Origin of the sequence: Erwinia sp. MYb375 (assembly GCF_037479175.1) — a bacterium.
GTDB lineage: Bacteria > Pseudomonadota > Gammaproteobacteria > Enterobacterales > Enterobacteriaceae > Erwinia > Erwinia rhapontici.
Genome location: NZ_JBBGZS010000010.1, coordinates 428,139 through 445,906, shown reverse-complemented (window position 1 = coordinate 445,906; position 17,768 = coordinate 428,139). Strand labels below are relative to the sequence as shown.

16 protein-coding genes and 1 tRNA gene are annotated in these 17,768 nt (G+C 53.4%); 3 read left to right on the top strand and 14 right to left on the bottom strand.

What is annotated here, in order from left to right; all coding sequences use genetic code 11:
* Positions 1-25: 25 nt before the first annotated feature.
* From WH279_RS01950 to WH279_RS01915, 8 genes are all read right to left on the bottom strand, one after another.
* Complete coding sequence (locus tag WH279_RS01950) at positions 26-2,092, bottom strand: FKBP-type peptidyl-prolyl cis-trans isomerase N-terminal domain-containing protein (protein ID WP_339454841.1); 2,067 nt, start codon at positions 2,090-2,092, stop codon at positions 26-28.
* Entirely contained in the window at positions 2,089-2,406 is a 318-nt protein-coding gene (locus tag WH279_RS01945; protein ID WP_339454840.1) for a hypothetical protein, read from the bottom strand. Before WH279_RS01945 ends, WH279_RS01950 begins: the two co-directional genes overlap by 4 nt.
* Positions 2,407-2,601: 195 nt before the next feature.
* A complete protein-coding gene (locus tag WH279_RS01940) occupies positions 2,602-3,243 on the bottom strand; it encodes a helix-turn-helix transcriptional regulator (RefSeq protein ID WP_339454839.1) in 642 nt (213 codons plus the stop codon).
* Between the two features lie 333 nt (positions 3,244-3,576).
* Positions 3,577-3,939 carry a YibL family ribosome-associated protein gene (locus WH279_RS01935; protein WP_133844727.1) on the bottom strand — a complete coding sequence of 121 codons (363 nt, stop codon included), beginning with the start codon at positions 3,937-3,939 and terminating at the stop codon, positions 3,577-3,579.
* Between the two features lie 73 nt (positions 3,940-4,012).
* A complete protein-coding gene (gene mtlR / locus WH279_RS01930) occupies positions 4,013-4,573 on the bottom strand; it encodes a mannitol operon repressor MtlR (RefSeq protein WP_200642329.1) in 561 nt (186 codons plus the stop codon).
* 65 nt (positions 4,574-4,638) lie between these two features.
* Complete coding sequence (gene mtlD, locus WH279_RS01925) at positions 4,639-5,787, bottom strand: mannitol-1-phosphate 5-dehydrogenase (protein WP_339454838.1); 1,149 nt, start codon at positions 5,785-5,787, stop codon at positions 4,639-4,641.
* Positions 5,788-5,886: 99 nt separating this feature from the next.
* Positions 5,887-7,818 carry a PTS mannitol transporter subunit IICBA gene (locus WH279_RS01920; RefSeq protein ID WP_339454837.1) on the bottom strand — a complete coding sequence of 644 codons (1,932 nt, stop codon included), beginning with the start codon at positions 7,816-7,818 and terminating at the stop codon, positions 5,887-5,889.
* 459 nt (positions 7,819-8,277) lie between these two features.
* Positions 8,278-8,994: a DUF3053 domain-containing protein gene (locus tag WH279_RS01915; protein WP_133844721.1), complete on the bottom strand. Its 717-nt coding sequence runs from the start codon at positions 8,992-8,994 to the stop codon at positions 8,278-8,280.
* 332 nt (positions 8,995-9,326) lie between these two features.
* On the opposite strand from WH279_RS01915, the gene WH279_RS01910 reads away from it, so the two are divergent.
* A complete protein-coding gene (locus tag WH279_RS01910; protein ID WP_159338291.1) occupies positions 9,327-9,620 on the top strand; it encodes an HTH-type transcriptional regulator in 294 nt (97 codons plus the stop codon).
* Between the two features lie 49 nt (positions 9,621-9,669).
* On the opposite strand, the gene WH279_RS01905 is transcribed toward WH279_RS01910, so the two are convergent.
* The 3 genes from WH279_RS01905 to glyQ form a co-directional block, all read right to left on the bottom strand.
* Positions 9,670-10,716 carry an NAD(P)-dependent alcohol dehydrogenase gene (locus tag WH279_RS01905; RefSeq protein ID WP_339454836.1) on the bottom strand — a complete coding sequence of 349 codons (1,047 nt, stop codon included), beginning with the start codon at positions 10,714-10,716 and terminating at the stop codon, positions 9,670-9,672.
* Positions 10,717-10,935: 219 nt separating this feature from the next.
* A complete protein-coding gene (glyS, locus tag WH279_RS01900) occupies positions 10,936-13,005 on the bottom strand; it encodes a glycine--tRNA ligase subunit beta (RefSeq protein WP_339454835.1) in 2,070 nt (689 codons plus the stop codon).
* Between the two features lie 9 nt (positions 13,006-13,014).
* Positions 13,015-13,926 (bottom strand): glycine--tRNA ligase subunit alpha, encoded by a 912-nt coding sequence (gene glyQ / locus WH279_RS01895; RefSeq protein WP_012443081.1) that lies wholly within the window; start codon positions 13,924-13,926, stop codon positions 13,015-13,017.
* Between the two features lie 228 nt (positions 13,927-14,154).
* Between glyQ and WH279_RS01890 the strand changes: the two genes are divergently transcribed.
* Complete coding sequence (locus WH279_RS01890; protein WP_133844713.1) at positions 14,155-15,150, top strand: acyltransferase; 996 nt, start codon at positions 14,155-14,157, stop codon at positions 15,148-15,150.
* On the opposite strand, the gene WH279_RS01885 is transcribed toward WH279_RS01890, so the two are convergent.
* The 3 genes from WH279_RS01885 to WH279_RS01875 form a co-directional block, all read right to left on the bottom strand.
* Positions 15,143-15,580, bottom strand: a complete 438-nt coding sequence (locus WH279_RS01885) for a SemiSWEET family sugar transporter (protein WP_339454834.1) — start codon at positions 15,578-15,580, stop codon at positions 15,143-15,145. The two genes, WH279_RS01890 and WH279_RS01885, sit on opposite strands and share 8 nt — an antisense overlap.
* A 211-nt stretch (positions 15,581-15,791) precedes the next feature.
* Positions 15,792-16,712, bottom strand: coding sequence for a GlxA family transcriptional regulator (locus tag WH279_RS01880; protein ID WP_133844709.1), 921 nt, complete (start codon positions 16,710-16,712; stop codon positions 15,792-15,794).
* Position 16,713: 1 nt separating this feature from the next.
* Positions 16,714-17,256, bottom strand: a complete 543-nt coding sequence (locus WH279_RS01875; RefSeq protein WP_159338253.1) for an isochorismatase family protein — start codon at positions 17,254-17,256, stop codon at positions 16,714-16,716.
* A gap of 171 nt (positions 17,257-17,427) precedes the next feature.
* On the opposite strand from WH279_RS01875, the gene WH279_RS01870 reads away from it, so the two are divergent.
* Positions 17,428-17,522: transfer RNA gene (locus tag WH279_RS01870), tRNA-Sec, on the top strand.
* Positions 17,523-17,768: the final 246 nt, after the last annotated feature.

Sequence of the window (17,768 nt, the reverse complement as noted above, 5' to 3'; positions counted from 1 at the left end):
CAGCGTATCATTGCATTTCTATATTTTATGGGTATACCTCAGCAATTCTCAGGTCATAAATTATCGTGGCATTTGGCGGGATTTTAGGTGGATAACCTTTATCCTTATATGCCAGTTCTGGCGGTACGACAATTTTAATTGAACCATGGTTTTTTAGTTTCTGTAATGCTTCACGGAAGATCGGTGGGAAATCAGCTATCGGCTGAGTTAGCATCGTATTAGTAGAATCCATATCAGTAACAACAACGCCATTTGTCAGACTTTCCTTCACGACGACATCAAGAGTTGCATTCTCTGGTATAGGTGCATCACCTTCGTAACTGATGTTATACCAGAATCCGGAAGGTGATTTTTTTGTCTTTTTCATTTTAGTGAAATTATTTAAGTACTTTTTAGTGGCTTCATCTAAATGAGAGATTAACTTTTCCTGATCTTTTTTCTCCCGGTTGCTGACTTCCGATAATGTATCTTGCAGTACATCAGTAGATAATTTTGCCTGGCCCTTGAAGGCATCAACGATCCCGGCCAGCACAAGGTTCTTCTCTGTTGCAGTGCCCCAGTTGTTATTGTCTTGCTGCATCTGCAAAATCTCATCGCCAAGAGACATGCCAATAGCGTAGCCTTCACGAGCACTTTTTTTCTTCAGTTGTTCTGGCGTGATGCCCGGCAGGTGACTGGTGGTTTTCACCTCTACTTTCTGATTTTTTACCGTAGCCAGTTCGGCCAGTGCTGCGTCTAACTTGGCCTGAAGTTCCGGGAGCTGCTTATCGTTGTCCTTATGACCTTCTTTTGGCGACGTTTCTTGGGGTACAGCACCGGCGACAGCAGGCTCAGGTTGCTGTAATTGCACCAGGTCCATCTTCGATTGTAGTGATTTCGCTATGAGCTGGCTCTCGGCTAACTGTGCTTGCAACTTATCTTTATCGCCTTGCAGCGCGGTTTTCAATTGCTGTGCCTCGGAAAGCTGCTGCTGCAGCGCTTGCTGTTGCTTCACGCTGTCGGCGAGCTGGCCTTCGGCCGGGCTTCCCTGGGCGATCTGGTCCAGAAGCTGCTGTTTTTCCTTATCAAACGCCTGTTTATCAGCGGCATTCTCAGCCGCTAATTGCTGCTCTTTGGCGGTGATTGCGTCGCGCTCAGCGGTAATCTTTTCAATGTCCTGGCGGCTGGAAGTGAGGTGCGCTTCCAGCTCGATGATCCTGGCGTTGTGCTGCTCGATCTGCTGCTGCAGTGCCTGCTGTTCTTTCATGCTGGCGGCGAGCTGGCCTTCGGCCGGGCTTCCCTGGGCGATCTGGTCCAGAAGCTGCTGTTTTTCCTTATCAAACGCCTGTTTTTCAGCGGCATTCTCAGCCGCTAATTGCTGCTCTTTGGCGGCGATGTCGTCGCGCTCAGCAGCAATCCTTTCAATGTCCTTTTGGCTGGAAGCGAGGTGTGCTTTCAGCTCGGTGATCCTGGCGTTGTGCTGTTCAATCTGCTGTTTAAATCCCTCTTCATGCGCGTTGACGATGCGATCTTTGCCCTCATTAAGTGTTTTAAGCTGGCTGCGCAGGGTGGCTTCAGCAAGCTGAACCTCTTTAAGTTGTTCTTTTGCCTGCGCTAATTTTGTCACCAGCGTGTTATGCGTTGGATGGAGGCTGAAAACCTGGCGTAAATCCTTAACCAGATCCAACATCGCCTCTTTATCTGCAGGGATTAGATGGGGTGCTTCATTGACTGCATCCGGGACGTGTGCTGTTTTTTTGAGTGCAACAATCTGCTTCTCAAGCGCGCTGATGGCTCCATTTTTTTGAGCAATTTGCCGGGTTTTATTTTCGATATCTCGTCGTAAGGCGGCCATCTGGCCGCGATCTACGGAGGGCTTTGCAGGGGTCGGCTTTTGCTTAGGTTTGGTCGTTTTACCGGGTTCGCTGGCTAAAGATGAAGGCTCAGGTACTTTGGCCGAAGACTGCTGTTGCTGCTGCAGATAGGAGGTCGCAAAGTTCAAAACGGCAGGCGCTTCGTGCTCTGCTGCATACAATTTACTCATACCCAGACATGCCACTACCAGGGCAGCGGCGCCTGACAAAGCATGGGGAATAGTATATTTACCAATCATGGACGTGCTTCACCTTTGCTGGTTAGGCTATCCATCAGTGTTTGTGCAATGCGGGCACAAAGCTGATTTGCGCGATAGTGATAAAGTGAGTCCACAGTTTCCTGAGTATTCTCATCAACGCTTTTACGCAGGCCAGTGTATTGAGCTGCGCTGTTCATCAGGTTGTCGAATGCCTTTTGCATTCTGTTGTGTTCTGACGGGCTGACGACTTCCAGCGCCTGGAGCTGAGTCTGGCACTTTTTCAGGTTCTCATTTTGTTTAATGTATTTTGCAGTGTATGCGGCCTGTGCGGACTGCGCGGATGCCGCACGCATTTTCTGCGATGTTGCCTGGCAGCCAGAAAGAGAGAAAATGAACAATATAGCGGATATATTGATGATAAATTTCAATGAAATATTACGAATTGCCATCATAAAAATAACTCTAATTGAATAACTTTACGGATGATGATTCACCCCGATAGGGTATCGGGATATCGCATTTTTGCGCTGTATCACATCCTGCCAGAATTAATGAAATTGGTCGCCAGTACGAATGGATTCACACCAGCCTTCCTGAATTAACCAGTAGTTCAGTTCAGCAGGGCGAATCATATTGAGTTTGCACATAATATTCCGTTTATGTGCACTGACGGTTTTTTCGCTGATATGGAGGAAACGTGCCACCCCACCATTACTGATACCGCGTGCCAGATAGCGGAGAATCTCTGTTTCACGTCTTGTCAGATTCGTATCCGTACGGCTAACCACTGAACACGGTTTAACAAAGGCGCTACGCGTACTATTGAGCTGCTCCAGTTGTTCATTGACCACCGATAACATGCTCTCCACTGGTTGGTTGCGATAGAGGGTGGTGTAGTGACTAATATTGTGCACTATCCCCTCTGATGGCTCGTCATCACTATCGCTATTTTTAATAATGAATATACACATCGGTCGTATCGACATCCGGCGATTTAAATAATGTATATTGGCGATGGAAAGTGATTCCTCCGCCAGGAAGATCATTTTTGCCCGGCTGTTAAAAGCACAATCGGTAAAATCAGTATGAATGTTATGGAGAGAAAAGTTTTCAGTAAGACAATTCGTTAACCCTCTAATATAAAAGCGATTTGGGTCACGGATGACAATGGTGATGTGATTTTTTCGCATGATTAATACCTGAAGTTGTCCTTAACCGGAGACGCCTTATCAATGTCCTGTAAACGTCTCTCCGTGCATTCTCAATACTACGCTTGTGGTATATTATATTGAATAAATTATCTTAGCGGTATCAAACTTCATTGAAAATTCCTATTGCGATATTTAATTCTGTTATAGGTGTTAATTCGAGCCTATGAATCGCAAGAGTATATGAATGGGGGTTTTTCGACATTTAATATCGGTGTGATATCTTTTTCGGAGACGGAATAATCATTGGAATAATATCGGAGCGTAAAAAAACAGGGTGCCAGGACCCTGTTTTTTCATCGATGGGATAGAGTTTTAAAAGGCCGTTTTTGCGAAGCCCGTCATCTCTTTCAGACCCATTTCACGGCCCAGTGCGGTCGTCGGATGTACCACCACAATGCCACGAACACTTTTCTTCAGTGCCCCCATGTTCGCCTGCTCTTTCTTGGTGATGGGGCGGCTAAACGGTAGCTTCTGTAACGCCTGGGCTTCTTTACTCAGGTTCTCGGCACGCACGCCGCGCAGACGCTCGATTTCTGCTTCTAATTTGTCTTTTTCTTTCAACAGTTCACCGAGTTTCTCGCTGTCGCCGGACGCCAGCAGAACGGGTTCTTTATGATTGAGCGCATCCAGCTTGTCGCTGAGGTCTTTGATTTCTGACTGTACTTGTTCTTTCATGACGATTGACCATTAAATTGATTCATTGCTGCAAAGGATACACGAAAGCGGAGCAAAGAGGGAAAAGGGCGGATTACTTTTTGAAAGCTTGCTTGAGACTGATTTGTGAAATCAGCGTGGTCAGTGACAGGACCATCGTGGAGCGCACCACCTGCTGATAGCGTTGTTGCTGCATAGCACGCAGTTCCGCATCGTCGCCGGCGAAATCAGGACGAGGCGGCAGGCCACTGACGCAGTGAAGCTCACCAAACGGCCCAAGAATTTCGTCATCAGTGAAACGATATTCGCTACCGTCATAATTCAACTCTTCGCGCAATGCCATGAGCAGTTCGCAGTCTTCGTACTCGCTACGGTTAATCATGCCGAGGCCGTAGACCAGCTTCAGGCGTACCGACAATTCACCCAGCGGACCATCGCCCAGTAGCAGCGGCTCCACGGCATATTTGACGGCATAATCATCCTTACGGAACACCTGTACCACCAGTATGTTGACCGCTTCTGCCAGCAGTTCAACAGTGGCGATCAGAAAGCTTCTTACCGATCGTCCGGCATTCAGGCGTTCGAGCACCCGGTTTTCAAAAGCCTGAGGTTGTTCCATGAGTGCCTGCATATCATTCATATGGCCTAATAACATCTGCGCGGGCACAGCAGCAGTGCTGTGCCCTGATTGTTCGTCCGTGAGGAGCGCTTGCGCCGACATTATGCCATAGCGTTCCAGGCCTTCACTACCGCCTTGACCACATCGCTGTCGATATCCAGACCGGAAATTTGTGCCAGCGTCGTCGCGACATCCTGGCTTGCCAGCAGGGCAGCCAGTTCCTGCGCCTGCGGATCGTGCTCGCTGCGATAATGCAGTGCGGCGGCAATCCCGGTGACCAGGTTGTCATGCGGCAGCTGGTACTCCAGTGTGCCCAGCGTTGGTTTGATCAGGCGGTCGCCTGCGCTCAATTTACGCAGCGGCTGGCGGCCCACACGCTCAACGTCATCTTTCAGATACGGGTTTTCAAAACGACCGAGGATTTTCTGGATGTAGGCCGCATGTTTTACCGCGTCAAAATCATAACGTTTGATCAGCACTGCGCCGCTCTCTTCCATTGCGCCCTGCACGACGGCACGCACTTTCTCATCGAGAATGGCTTCGCGAATGGTTTGATGACCGGCCAGCTGCCCAAGATAGGCGGTAATAGCGTGGCCGGTGTTGAGGGTAAACAGCTTACGCTCAACGAATGCCATCAGGTTATCGGTCAACTCCATGCCGGGGATGGCAGGCAGGTCGCCTTTGAACTGCGTCTGGTCGACGATCCACTCGCTGAAGGTTTCTACCGTCACTTCCAGCGGATCGCTGCTGCCGGCTTCAGAAGGCGGCACAATGCGGTCAACGGCGGAGTCGACGAAGCCTACATGTGCTTCGACCCAGGCGTGATACTGCTCAGGCAGTGCATTCAGCACGTGGCCTTTCAGCTGTGTGGTGCCGCGCACCATATTCTCGCAGGCAATAATGTTCAGCGGACGGGTATTAGCGCTATCACTGCGTTTGGCCAACCCTTTGGCAATGCTGGCGGCAATGCGCTCAAGGATCTGTGGACCAACCGCCGTGGTAACGATATCAACCTCTGCTACCAGCGCAATAATATCATCGCTGGTACTGTTAACGGCGTTCACACCTTTAACAACCTCAACCTGCGCCTGCTCACCGACCACATGCACCGGGTATTCGCCGCGCGCGTTCAGGGCATCCAGCACCACCTGATTGACGTCTGCGAAAGTGAGCTGAATGCCGGCATCAGCCAGCAATTTACCGATAAAGCCACGGCCGATATTTCCGGCGCCAAAATGTAATGCTTTCATAATTATTCCCGTATCAAAGATGTAAAGTTCGGACATGCCCAAACCAAAAAAGGGCCGGGCATGCCCAGCCCTACACAGAGGTGTGATGATGAAACCGGCTTACGCGCTGGTTTTACCGGACAGGAGGTCGAGAACTTCCTGCACACTGGTCGTGGTCGCCAGACGGGCGATCACGCTGTCATCATCCAGCGCATTGGTCAGGCTGGTAATGACCTGAATGTGCTCGTTATTACGTGCCGCGATACCAATCACCAGGCGCGCGATATCGTCCGGCTCTTCGCCAAAGTGAACCCCTGCCGGGTACTGGCAGAAGACCACGCCAGTTTTCAGCACACGGTCTTTTGCTTCCACGGTGCCGTGCGGCACGGCGATGGATTCACCGAGGTAAGTCGGTGTCAGCTTTTCACGTTCCAGCATTGCGGCAACGTATTCCGGCTCAACGTAGCCGCCTTTCACCAGTTGCTCACCGGCAAAGCGAATGGCCTGCTCTTTATTGTCCGCATGGTTACCCAGGAACACATTGCTGGCGCTCAGTTTGAACAGGTGATCCTGGCCTTCGTCAAAGCTGTCGCTCAGCGTGGTGCTCACTTTCTCACGGTGACCCGCGCTGCGTCCGGCTTCCACCAGGCGCGCTGTCAGGTCGTTATACAGGCCGCTGTCGAGGAAGTTGGTCAGCGAGATGTGCTGGGCATGAGGTGCCTGGCGCATCGCTCGTTCGGTCAGATCGCGATGAGTAATCACCAGGTCGACATCGCCCGGCAGGCTGTTAATCGCCGTGTTGGTCACGGAGATGTTGGTCAGCCCGGCATCGTTCACTTTCTTACGCAGTACACCAGCACCCATGGCGCTGGACCCCATACCCGCATCACAGGCAACGATGATTTTGCGTACGTGGCTCAGGTCGCTATGCAGGCCATCGGCAGCGCCAGCAGGCGCAGCAGACTGGCCTTTAGACTGGGCTTTCATTTCCTGTACGCGACGTGATGCCGCTTCGATGTCGTCATCTTCTTTCACTTTGCTGGTTTTCAGCAGAATGGCAGAGACCACGAAGGAGACAGCAAAGGCGGCAAAGATCGCGGCGATGTTCGCGAAGTAAGCCCCTTTTGGCGTCATTGCCAGCACCGCCAGGATGGAACCCGGTGAAGCCGGAGACACCAGGCCGCCGTTCAGCAGAGTCAGGGTGAACACGCCAGTCATACCCCCGAGGATCACCGCCAGAATCAGGCGCGGGTTCATCAGCACATACGGGAAGTAGATTTCGTGGATACCACCGAGGAAGTGGATAATGGCAGCGCCACCGGCAGACTGCTTGGCATTACCACGGCCAAAGAACATATAGGCCATCAGTACGCCCATACCCGGGCCCGGGTTCGCTTCGATCAGGAAGAAGATCGACTTACCGGCTTCGCTGGCCTGCTGGATACCCAGTGGCGAGAAGATACCGTGGTTAATGGCGTTATTCAGGAACAGGATTTTTGCCGGTTCCACGAAGATCGAGGTCAGTGGCAGCAGGTTGTTCTGCACCATCAGATTCACGCCTGCGGCGAGAATATGGGACAGACCTTCTACCAGTGGACCAATTGCCAGGAATGCGAGGATAGCCAACAGCATGCCGATGATACCGGCAGAGAAGTTGTTCACCAGCATTTCAAAGCCGCTTTTGATTTTACCGTCAACCTGGCGGTCGAAGGTTTTAATCGCCCAGCCGCCCAGAGGACCGGCAATCATGGAGCCGAGGAACATCGGCATGTCCGCACCCACAATCACGCCCATGGTGGTGATCGCCCCCACCACGCCGCCACGATCGCCGCCGACCAGACGACCACCCGTAAAGCCGATCAGCAGTGGCAACAGGTAGGTAATCATTGGGCCAACCAGTTTCGCCAGTGTTTCGTTTGGCAGCCATCCGGTAGGAATAAACAGTGCGGTGATAATACCCCAGGCGATAAACGCCCCGATGTTTGGCATTACCATGTTGCTCAGAAAGCGACCAAAGTTCTGAACCTTGATCTTGATATCTGATGAGGACATAAAAAACACCCCTTATTGGTACGCGCCGCCAAATAAGAGAGCGCGTTGAATTTTTGTTTTAGACCCGACAGTGGGAAGCCGTCAGTATCACTGTATGCAGGCGGACTCTATCACGCGAATATGACGCTGCGTAGCTGTCGGGATAAGTGTGATGTAGATCACTATGTTAGGTGGGGTGCATGGGTTGTTTTAGTGACGGTGATCACATTTAAGGAGTGTATGAAAAGGATGGTGGATAATATTTGAACAATAACGGCTGCATTATGTGATTCTTATCACAAATGTAGGTTGTTTGTTTGTTTTTGATTTGTGATGTTGATCACAAATTATTTGGAGGCCGAATGCGTGCGATCACACTTCTTCTGCCCGTCGAAACATGAGATGCGTCTTCTGTAAGAAAGTGACAGGTGGGAGGGAAAGGAAAATCAGAGCTGACGACTGCCAGCTCTGATGCTGTATTTACTGGAAATTGCCCTTCAGCGCGGCCTGCGCCTGGGTCAATGCCTGGGCATTGGTGCTCAGATTGCTCATCAGCGTATTGTACTGCGTGGCCTGAGGCTGGGTCGGGAACTGGATCGCCGAACCGTTAAAGCTGACGTTTGCGCCCTGTTGTTGCAGGAAGTCACCGGTCTGTACCGCGTCCTGGCTCAGGGTTTGTAACGCGGGCAGCAGCGGTGCCAGTGTCGCAGCAGGTTGAGTGACCACTTTGTTAAACACATTGTCGTACACGGTTTTTAAATCTTCCGGCTGTTTCAGTGCTGCCTTGCTGCTGTCGGCCTGCATTTTCGCGGACTGAATCTGCTGGGTCAGTACGCCAAGAGAACCGCTCACCTGGCGCAGGGCATCACGGCGTGTCAGGTAATCCTGCGGAGTGTGGATGGCTGACAGCTCATCAACCACCGGTTTCAGCCCGGAATCCACGGCGCGGTTCACCTGCTGAGAAAAACCGTACAGAATCGCGTAATCGCTGACGAAGGGACCAAATTTCTGCTTCTGATCTTCGCTCAGGCTGGGCAGATGTTCGCCGCTGCGCATGACGGTGTTTTGCAGGAAATCGATAAAGGCTTTACGTTGATCGGCTTCGTTATCGCCACAGCCAGTGAGTTGTAACACCATAAACAGCGCCATAACGGGCACCAGCAGACGCGTCAAGATGCGTGATGATCCTGTCATCATAAGAAATTAACTCCTGTTAACAAATACTTATCGGTTTTATTCAAACTACAAATGTTGGGTAAAGAATAGTCGAAATCACTTTTGATGGATAGCGATGTCTGTGTAACTTATTTTTGCGTGGCATTTGTGAGGCAGGTTGCAAAGCAAGATCGAAAAATAAACAAAAAATATGATCCCGATCTCGCAAAATGATCTCATACTTAGAATCCTGGCGTTTCCCTGTGCTGCCCCAAAAAGCGTCCCAGTGGCTGATGTATGCCAGCATTGAGAACCTGGATTTAAGGTTCTTTCCCTCTGGTTGTTCACGTTTAGTGAGTTTTCGAGGAGTGCTTATGGAGACTTGTGATCCAATGTCTGAACTGCTTTCCAGTCTGGAGCAGATTGTCCTGACCCGTAATGTAATGCATGCTATTCCTGCCCTGAAAAGTGATGTGGCATCCCCTGAACCCAAACGAGTTCGGGAAATTACCGGCATGCAGATTGATGAATTTGCTCAGGCGTTAGGTGTCAGTGTTTCTTCAGTCAAAAGCTGGGAAGCAAAAAAAACCAAACCGTCGGGTAGTGCGCAGAAATTAATGCAGTTGATTCAATCGAATCCGTGCCTCAGCAGACAGTTGCTGGGCTGACAGAAAAAACCCGCCTTCAGGCGGGTTCTTGTTTTCTGGGAGATGATGACTATTTCCCGGCTTTCATATCAATCACAAAGCGGTACTTCACATCCCCTTTCAACATCCGTTCAAATGCCTGCTCAACCTCATCGAGACGAATCACTTCCACATCGGACACGATATTGTGCTGACCACAGAAATCCAGCATCTCCTGCGTCTCTTTGATGCTGCCGATAGAGGTCCCGGAAATGCTCAGGCGTTTGAAGACGATAGGCGTAACGTCCGGCGACGTGTGCGGTGAGTCAGGAATACCCACCAGCACCAGATGACCATTGGTTTTCAGCGCGCTGAGGTACGGGTCAAGATCGTGCGGTGCGGCAACGCAGTCCATGATCATATCCAGGCTGTTTTTCACGCTGGCCATCTGCTCCGTATCTTTCGAAACCACAACCTGGCTGGCGCCGAGGCGCAGTGCATCGGCCCCTTTGGCTGGGGAGGTGGTAAACAGCACCACTTCCGCGCCCAGCGCAGCAGCCAGTTTCACCGCCATATGGCCGAGGCCACCCAGGCCAATGACGCCGACGCGCTGGCCTGCCTGAATGTTCCAGTGCTTGAGCGGTGACCAGGTGGTGACGCCCGCGCACAGCAGGGGGGCCACGGCGCTGAGTTCCAGGTTTTCCGGCACCGCCACCACAAACTTGCTGTCGACCACGATACTGTCGGAATAACCCCCAAAGGTTTTGCCGCCGATCACTTTCTCGTCGCTGTTGTAGGTCGCGGTGAAGCCTGCTTCACAGTACTGCTCTTCACCCTCGTGGCACTGGGCGCAGTGACCGCAGGAGTCGACCATCACGCCAACGCCGACCAGATCCCCGGCTTTAAACGCGCTTACCGCGCTGCCGGTGCTGACCACGCGGCCAACGATTTCGTGGCCTGGCACCAGCGGGAACTGGCTGACGCCCCATTCGTTACGCGCCATATGCAGGTCGGAATGGCAGACACCACAGTAGTGGATATCGATGTGGATATCGTTAGCCTGGAGTTCTCGGCGGGTAAATTCGAAGGGTTCCAGCGGGGTGTTTGCTGCTTTGGCAGCGAATCCATAGGATTGCATGATGTCTCAACCTGGTTGGCGAAAACCGCACAGGGTAAGGAAATGGGGGGAGGAGGGCAAGGCGGAATTGTAAAGCGGGATGTCGACGAGCGAAAAATACGGTGGGTGCAAACTATCGGCACGGGGCGACCGCAAAAAATGGTCGCCCCCTACGGTTCGGGGCAACCTGGATCCCGTAGGGGCGGACACCTGTTTCGGTCCGCCCGTAACAGCATCACATTACTGCAGCAGAGAGATATCCGCTACCTGCAGGAACAGCTCGCGCAGTTTCGCCAGCAGCGTCAGACGGTTGATACGCACTTCTTTCTCTTCGGCATTGACCATCACCTTGTCAAAGAAGTTGTCCACCGCTTCGCGCAACTGTGCCAGCTCAATCAGTGCATCCTGGTAGCGTCCTTCCGCGAAGAACGGCTGCAGTTTGCTGCTCAGCGCCGACACGTAGGTCGCCAGCTTGATCTCTTCATTCTCTTTCAGCAGTGACGCCTGCACGCTGTCGTTCAGCGGTTCAGTCGCTTTAGCGAGAATGTTGGAGACGCGCTTGTTGGCACCTGCCAGGCTGGCTGCCTGCTCCAGTGTACGGAAGTGAGATACTGCCTTCATACGCGCATCGAAGTCGGCCGGACGCGTTGGACGACGTGCCAGTACCGCCTGAATGGTATCGACGCTGTGGCCTTCTTCCTGGTACCAGGTACGGAAGCGACCCAGCATAAAGTCGATCACTTCATCCACTGCTTTAGCGTTAGACAGCTTGCTGCCATACAGGCGCACGGCTTCTTCGGTCAGGGTTTGCAGATCGAGCGGCAGGTTCTTCTCAACGATGATACGCAGCACGCCCAGCGCAGCACGACGCAGAGCAAACGGGTCTTTATCGCCTTTCGGATGCTGACCAATACCGAAGATACCCGCCAGGGTATCCATCTTGTCAGCGATAGCCAGCGCACAGGCAACCGGGTTGGACGGCAGCTGATCGCCGGCAAAGCGCGGCTGATACTGCTCGTTCAGCGCCACGGCCACGTCTTCGGCTTCGCCGTCATGGCGCGCGTAGTGCATCCCCATCACACCCTGGGTGTCGGTGAACTCAAACACCATATTGGTCATCAGGTCGCACTTGGACAGCAGGCCTGCACGGGTCGCGTGATTAACATCCGCACCGATCTGCGCAGCAATCCAGCCCGCCAGCGCCTGAATGCGGTCGGTTTTATAACGCAGCGATCCCAGCTCTTTCTGGAACAGCACGGTTTCCAGACGCGGCAGGTTATCTTCCAGACGACGTTTACGGTCGCTGTTAAAGAAGAACTCGGCGTCAGCGAGACGTGGACGCACCACTTTCTCGTTACCGGAGATAATCTGCTGCGGATCTTTCGATTCGATATTGGTCACGAAGATAAAGTTCGGCAGCAGCTTGCCCGCGTTGTCGTACACCGGGAAGTACTTCTGATCGCCCTTCATGGTGTAGACCAGCGCTTCGGCCGGTACCGCGAGGAACTTCTCTTCAAACTTCGCCGTCAACACCACCGGCCACTCGACCAGGGAAGTGACTTCTTCCAGCAGACTGTCGCTCAGATCGGCAATACCGCCAATTTTTGCCGCAGCGGCTTCAGCATCGGCTTTGATGGTGGCTTTACGCACGGCGTAATCCGCCTGCACCTTGCCGCGCTCCAGCAGGATCTGCGGATACTGGTCCGCGTTATCGATGGTGAACTCCGGCTCGCCCATAAAGCGGTGACCGCGAATGATACGTGCAGAGTCGATACCCAGAATTTTTGCCGGGATCAGCTCATCACCCAACAGCAGCGTGACGGTATGCACCGGGCGCACGAACTGCACCTCGGACGCGCCCCAGCGCATCAGTTTCGGGATCGGCAGCTTCGCCAGGGAGGTGGCGATCATCGCGGGCAGCAGGGCCTGGGCACTTTCGCCAGTGACCTGAGCGCGATACAGCAGCCATTCACCTTTATCGGTGCTCAGACGCTCGGCCTGATCAACGGTGATGCCGCAGCCCCGTGCCCAGCCTTCAGCGGCTTTGCTCGGGACGCCATTCGCATCAAAAGCGGCCTGAATGGCCGGGCCACGTTTTTCCACTTCGCGATCCGGCTGCGCAGCGGCCAGATTCGCCACTTTCAGTGCCAGACGGCGCGGCGCGGCAAACCAGCTGACTTCGCCGTGGGCCAGGCCAGCGGCATCCAGTTCAGCGGTAAAATTGGCGGCAAAGGATTCTGCCAGGCTGCGCAGTGCTTTTGGTGGCAGCTCTTCGGTGCCGATCTCCACCAGGAAGGTTTTTTCAGTCATGGCTGCCTCTTATTTCTTGTTATTGCACATCGGGAAGCCCAGTGCCTCGCGGGAGGCATAGTAAGCTTCAGCCACGGCTTTCGTCAGGGTGCGGATGCGCAGAATATAGCGCTGACGCTCGGTGACGGAGATCGCTTTACGCGCATCCAGCAGGTTAAAGCTGTGTGCGGCTTTCAGAATACGTTCGTAGGCAGGCAGCGGCAGGGGTTTTTCCAACGCCAGCAGGCTCTGCGCTTCCTTCTCGTACTGCTCGAAGCAGGTAAACAGGAAGTCGACGTCAGCGTATTCGAAGTTATAAGTGGACTGCTCCACTTCGTTCTGGTGGAACACATCGCCGTAGGTGGTTTTCCCCAACGGACCGTCGCTCCAGACCAGATCGTAAACGCTGTCCACGCCCTGGATGTACATCGCCAGGCGCTCAAGACCGTAGGTGATCTCACCGGTAACCGGTTTACATTCCAGGCCGCCAACCTGCTGGAAGTAGGTGAACTGCGTCACTTCCATACCGTTCAGCCACACTTCCCAGCCCAGACCCCAGGCACCCAGCGTTGGGTTTTCCCAGTTATCTTCCACAAAGCGGATGTCGTGGATGGTCGGGTCCATGCCCAGCTCTTTCAGGGAGCCGAGGTACAGCTCCTGAATATTGTCGGGTGAAGGCTTGATGATCACCTGGAACTGGTAGTAGTGCTGAAGTCGGTTCGGGTTCTCACCGTAGCGGCCATCGGTCGGGCGACGTGAAGGCTGCACATAGGCAACGGCCGTCGGCTCCGGACCCAGCGCACGCAGGCAGGTCATTGGGTGAGAGGTACCAGCGCCCACTTCCATATCCAGAGGTTGGATGATGGTGCAGCCCTGGCGTGCCCAGTAATCCTGTAAGGTCAGGATCAGCCCCTGAAAGGTCTTGGTATCAAACTTTTGCATTTGGATTCGCACGCGATACGAGTGGTGATAAAAAGTGGGCGTCAGTATACCCTTTGACCGTACCTATTACCAAAATGCCGTGAGGGGGGATTCAGGAATTTTTGTCGCCTCCACCACATAATCCCTTCATCCTGGTCCTATTTTTCCCCTCTCCGGTTGTTGAAGCGCAGCGACCTGGCTACCCTCTTTCTCGCATTAATGCAGATTTTGCCGGGAACAGAGGACGAAATGTCGCAAAAGATAGGATGGATAGAGAATTTACGCGCAGTTGCCTGTCTGATGGTGATTATGATCCACACCACCACCTGGTATGTGACCACCGGGATGTCGGTGGGTGAGCACAGCTGGGATCTCTCCAACCTGCTTAATTCGGCTTCACGCGTCTGCGTGCCGATCTTCTTTATGATTTCTGGTTACCTGTTCTTTGGCGAACGCAGCGCCCAGGGGCGGCATTTCCTGCGCATCGTGCTGTGCCTGCTGTTCTACAGCACGGTGGCGCTGATTTACATCACGCTGCTGACACCAATAAATGAAGCGATGTCGGTGAAGCATCTGCTGCAAAAGCCGGTGTTTTATCACCTGTGGTTCTTCTTCGCGATTATCGTTATTTATCTGCTGTCACCGTTGATCCAGGTGAAGCCGGTACGGGCGGGTTATCTGGCCGTGGTGACGTTGGTGATAGCCCTGCTGGCTAACCCCAACACCGTCGACAGCTCTATTGCCCGCTTCCACTGGCTGCCGATCAATCTGTATATCAACGGTGATACTATTTATTACCTGCTGTACGCCCTGTTTGGCCGGGCGATTGGGATGATGGAAACGCAAAAACGCGGCGTCTCCTGGCTGGCGGGTGGGGTGTTTGTGGCCTGTGTGCTGATGATTGCCTTTGGCACCAAACGGCAGTTCGCGATCAATGGGGCTTTTGCCGATACCTGGTACCTTTACTGCGGCCCGGCGGTATTTTTCGCCGCCGTCAGCCTGTTGGTGCTGTTTAAAAACACCCTGAACGACCACGTTAATCCGTTCTTTGCCCTGATTTCCCGCTGTTCACTGCCGATTTACGGCTTCCATGCGCTGTTTATTCACTTTATGCGCACCCACGACCTGGATAACACCGACCATCCGCTGATCGATATCCCGCTGATATTCGGCATTACCCTGGCAGGCAGCCTGCTGCTGGCACTCGGCTTGCAGAAGCTGGATAAACGCCACCTGGTTAGCTGACATTTTTCCCCTGCTCCGGGGCGTTTTTCAGCGGACGCAAACGGCGGATGCGTGGATTAAGGATCACCCCGGGCATGCGTACCAGCCTGCGGCGGTTAGGGTTAGGCAGCGGGCGCTCGTGCCACAGTTTAAGCAGAATCACCGTCAGCGCCAGCAGGGAGGTAATGCCGTTGGCGACCATCACTGGCACATCGTTCATCCGGTGGCCGTACCACGTCCAGCAGGAAACGCCAAAGAACAGCGCTGCCCACATCCCCAGCGACAGGCCGCTGGTATCCTTATTTTTCACGATATGCAGCACCTGCAGGCAGAACGAGCCGGTCGTCACCCAGGCCGCCAGCGTCCCCAGCCAGACCGGCCACGGCGACAAAAAGTAAATCGACAGCAGTGCCAGCGCCACGGTAGCGGCAACAATTAACAGGTTCTTCATAATGATGTGCCTCGTATTTTGTTAAGCCGGAATCGCCTCTTATGGTAGCTAAATCGGTTTAGCTTTTGAGGCGAATAAGGGCAAATGTTACGAGTAACACTAGCACAAACGTTGAGCAAATTGAAATCGGGTGGGGTGCTCACTGGTGAGAGTGAGCAGAACGGCCTTTTTTCTGACGACGATTATTGCAGGGTTTTATCACCCTCCTTTTTCACGCCTGCCAGCGCTGTAGCGCACGGCGCAGCTGGCGCGAGGAAGAGAACCCGGCCGACAGTGCTGCGCGTTCATTGCCTTCGCCCTGTTGCAGACGCTGTTGGGCAATCGTCAGCCGCAGCTGTTCGTGATAGTCACGTACGCTGATGCCCAGATGCTGGCGGAACAGACGCGTCAGATGGCGTGCGCTGACGTGCACTTTGGCGGCAATATCCTCCAACGGCCACTCCTGCTCCGGTTGCAGGGTCAGCAGATCCTGCGCACGGTGGATCGCCGGATGGATATGGTTGCGATAGCGCAGCCAGGGCGACAGCTGCGGATCTTCCCCCGAACGCCGGAAATAGACCACCATTTCACGTGCCACATCCATCGCCGTCTGCGCGCCGCACAGGCGGTTAATCAGATGCAGTGACAGATCGATCCCGGCGGTAATCCCTGCGCTGGTCCAGATCCCGCGATCTTCAACGAAAATGCGGTTTTCTTTCACGATCGCACCCGGTTCAGCCACTTTCAGTCGCTCGATCACCTCATGATGGGTGGTGCACTGTACGCCGTTCATCAGGCCGGCTTTTGCCGCCAGCAGGGACCCGGAACAGACGCAGACTAAGGTCACCTCGCGGGCATGAATGGCGGGCTGAATGCGCATCAGCCAGTTGCGGGCTGCCAGCGCCTGCGGCGTGTCGAACCACACTTTCGAGTCACTGACGCCGGGGATCACCAGCAGGCTCCCGGCGGGCAATGCCTCCGGCAGCGGTTCAATGCGGCTGATAACCATCTCTGTGGAGGTGAGAACGCTCTCATCCGGGCCGATATAGCGCAGTGAAAACGCATTCCCCGCCAGCTTCAGTGTTTCCGCCGGACCGGTGAGGTCCAGCGTCATCACACCGGGCAGGGTTAAAAACCACACCGGGGTTGTCATATTATGCAAGCTCCTGCAGGAGGCCCTCAACGGTACGGATATCGGCAAAACGATTGATCAGCACGCTTTCGGTACGGTGACGTAAATCGGCAATGCTCAGGGTAATCCCATCATGGGTGATTGGGAAGGTCAGCGTCGCTTCCGTCACATAGGTCACATGGTAGCCGAAGTCCGACGCCACGCGGGCGGTGGTTTCACAGCACTGCTCAGAGCGCAGGCCGGTGATAATCACGTGCTTCACCGCATTCTGCTCCAGCCACTGCTGCAGGCCTGACTCCGTCAGGGCGTTGTGCACTTTCTTACGGAAGCTGGCGACCGGTTCGTGATCCAGGAACGGCAGACGCACCACCAGACCGGATTCCGGCGCAAAGGCACCTTCACTTTCCACATGGAATACATCCACCACCGGAATGCCCTTCGCCTGGCAGCCCGCGACCAGCGTGCTTAACGCTTTTTCGAATGCCGGGGTTTCCGGGGCTTCATTGTAGCCACGCTCATAGAAGGATTGCTGCGCATCAATCACTAACAGTACGGTATCGGTCATTTCTGGACTCCTGCTGAATGGGATTAACGCTATGATGGACGGGATTAGGCAAGGAAAGAAGACCAAAAACGGACAGCTTACTGTCGGTGGCGGACATCAGTGAAACAATGCTAAAAACCGGAGTTTATTTGTGGTCATTGGCGATGCTATACTCAGCGCCTCTGCAGTAAGGGAAGATCGTCGTCTCCGGTGAGGCGGCTGGACTTCAAATCCAGTTGGGGCCGCGAGCGGTCCCGGGCAGGTTCGACTCCTGTGATCTTCCGCCAATCAGCATCTCCTGAACTCCACTATCTCAAGTAAATCCATTATAATACAATAAATTACTGCTAATTATGTTCTCCCGAGGTCAACTGTCTCTACCGGAATAAAGTGCATTCTGGAGTCAAAATGAAGCCATTCCTAACATCGGAGTGTACTAATCAACGGGGAGCAGGCCACCGTAGCCGCAGCTGATGTGGTAATATTTACACTTCAAAAGTTATTTAATTATTGTTTTTTGTTTTTCTCGAGGA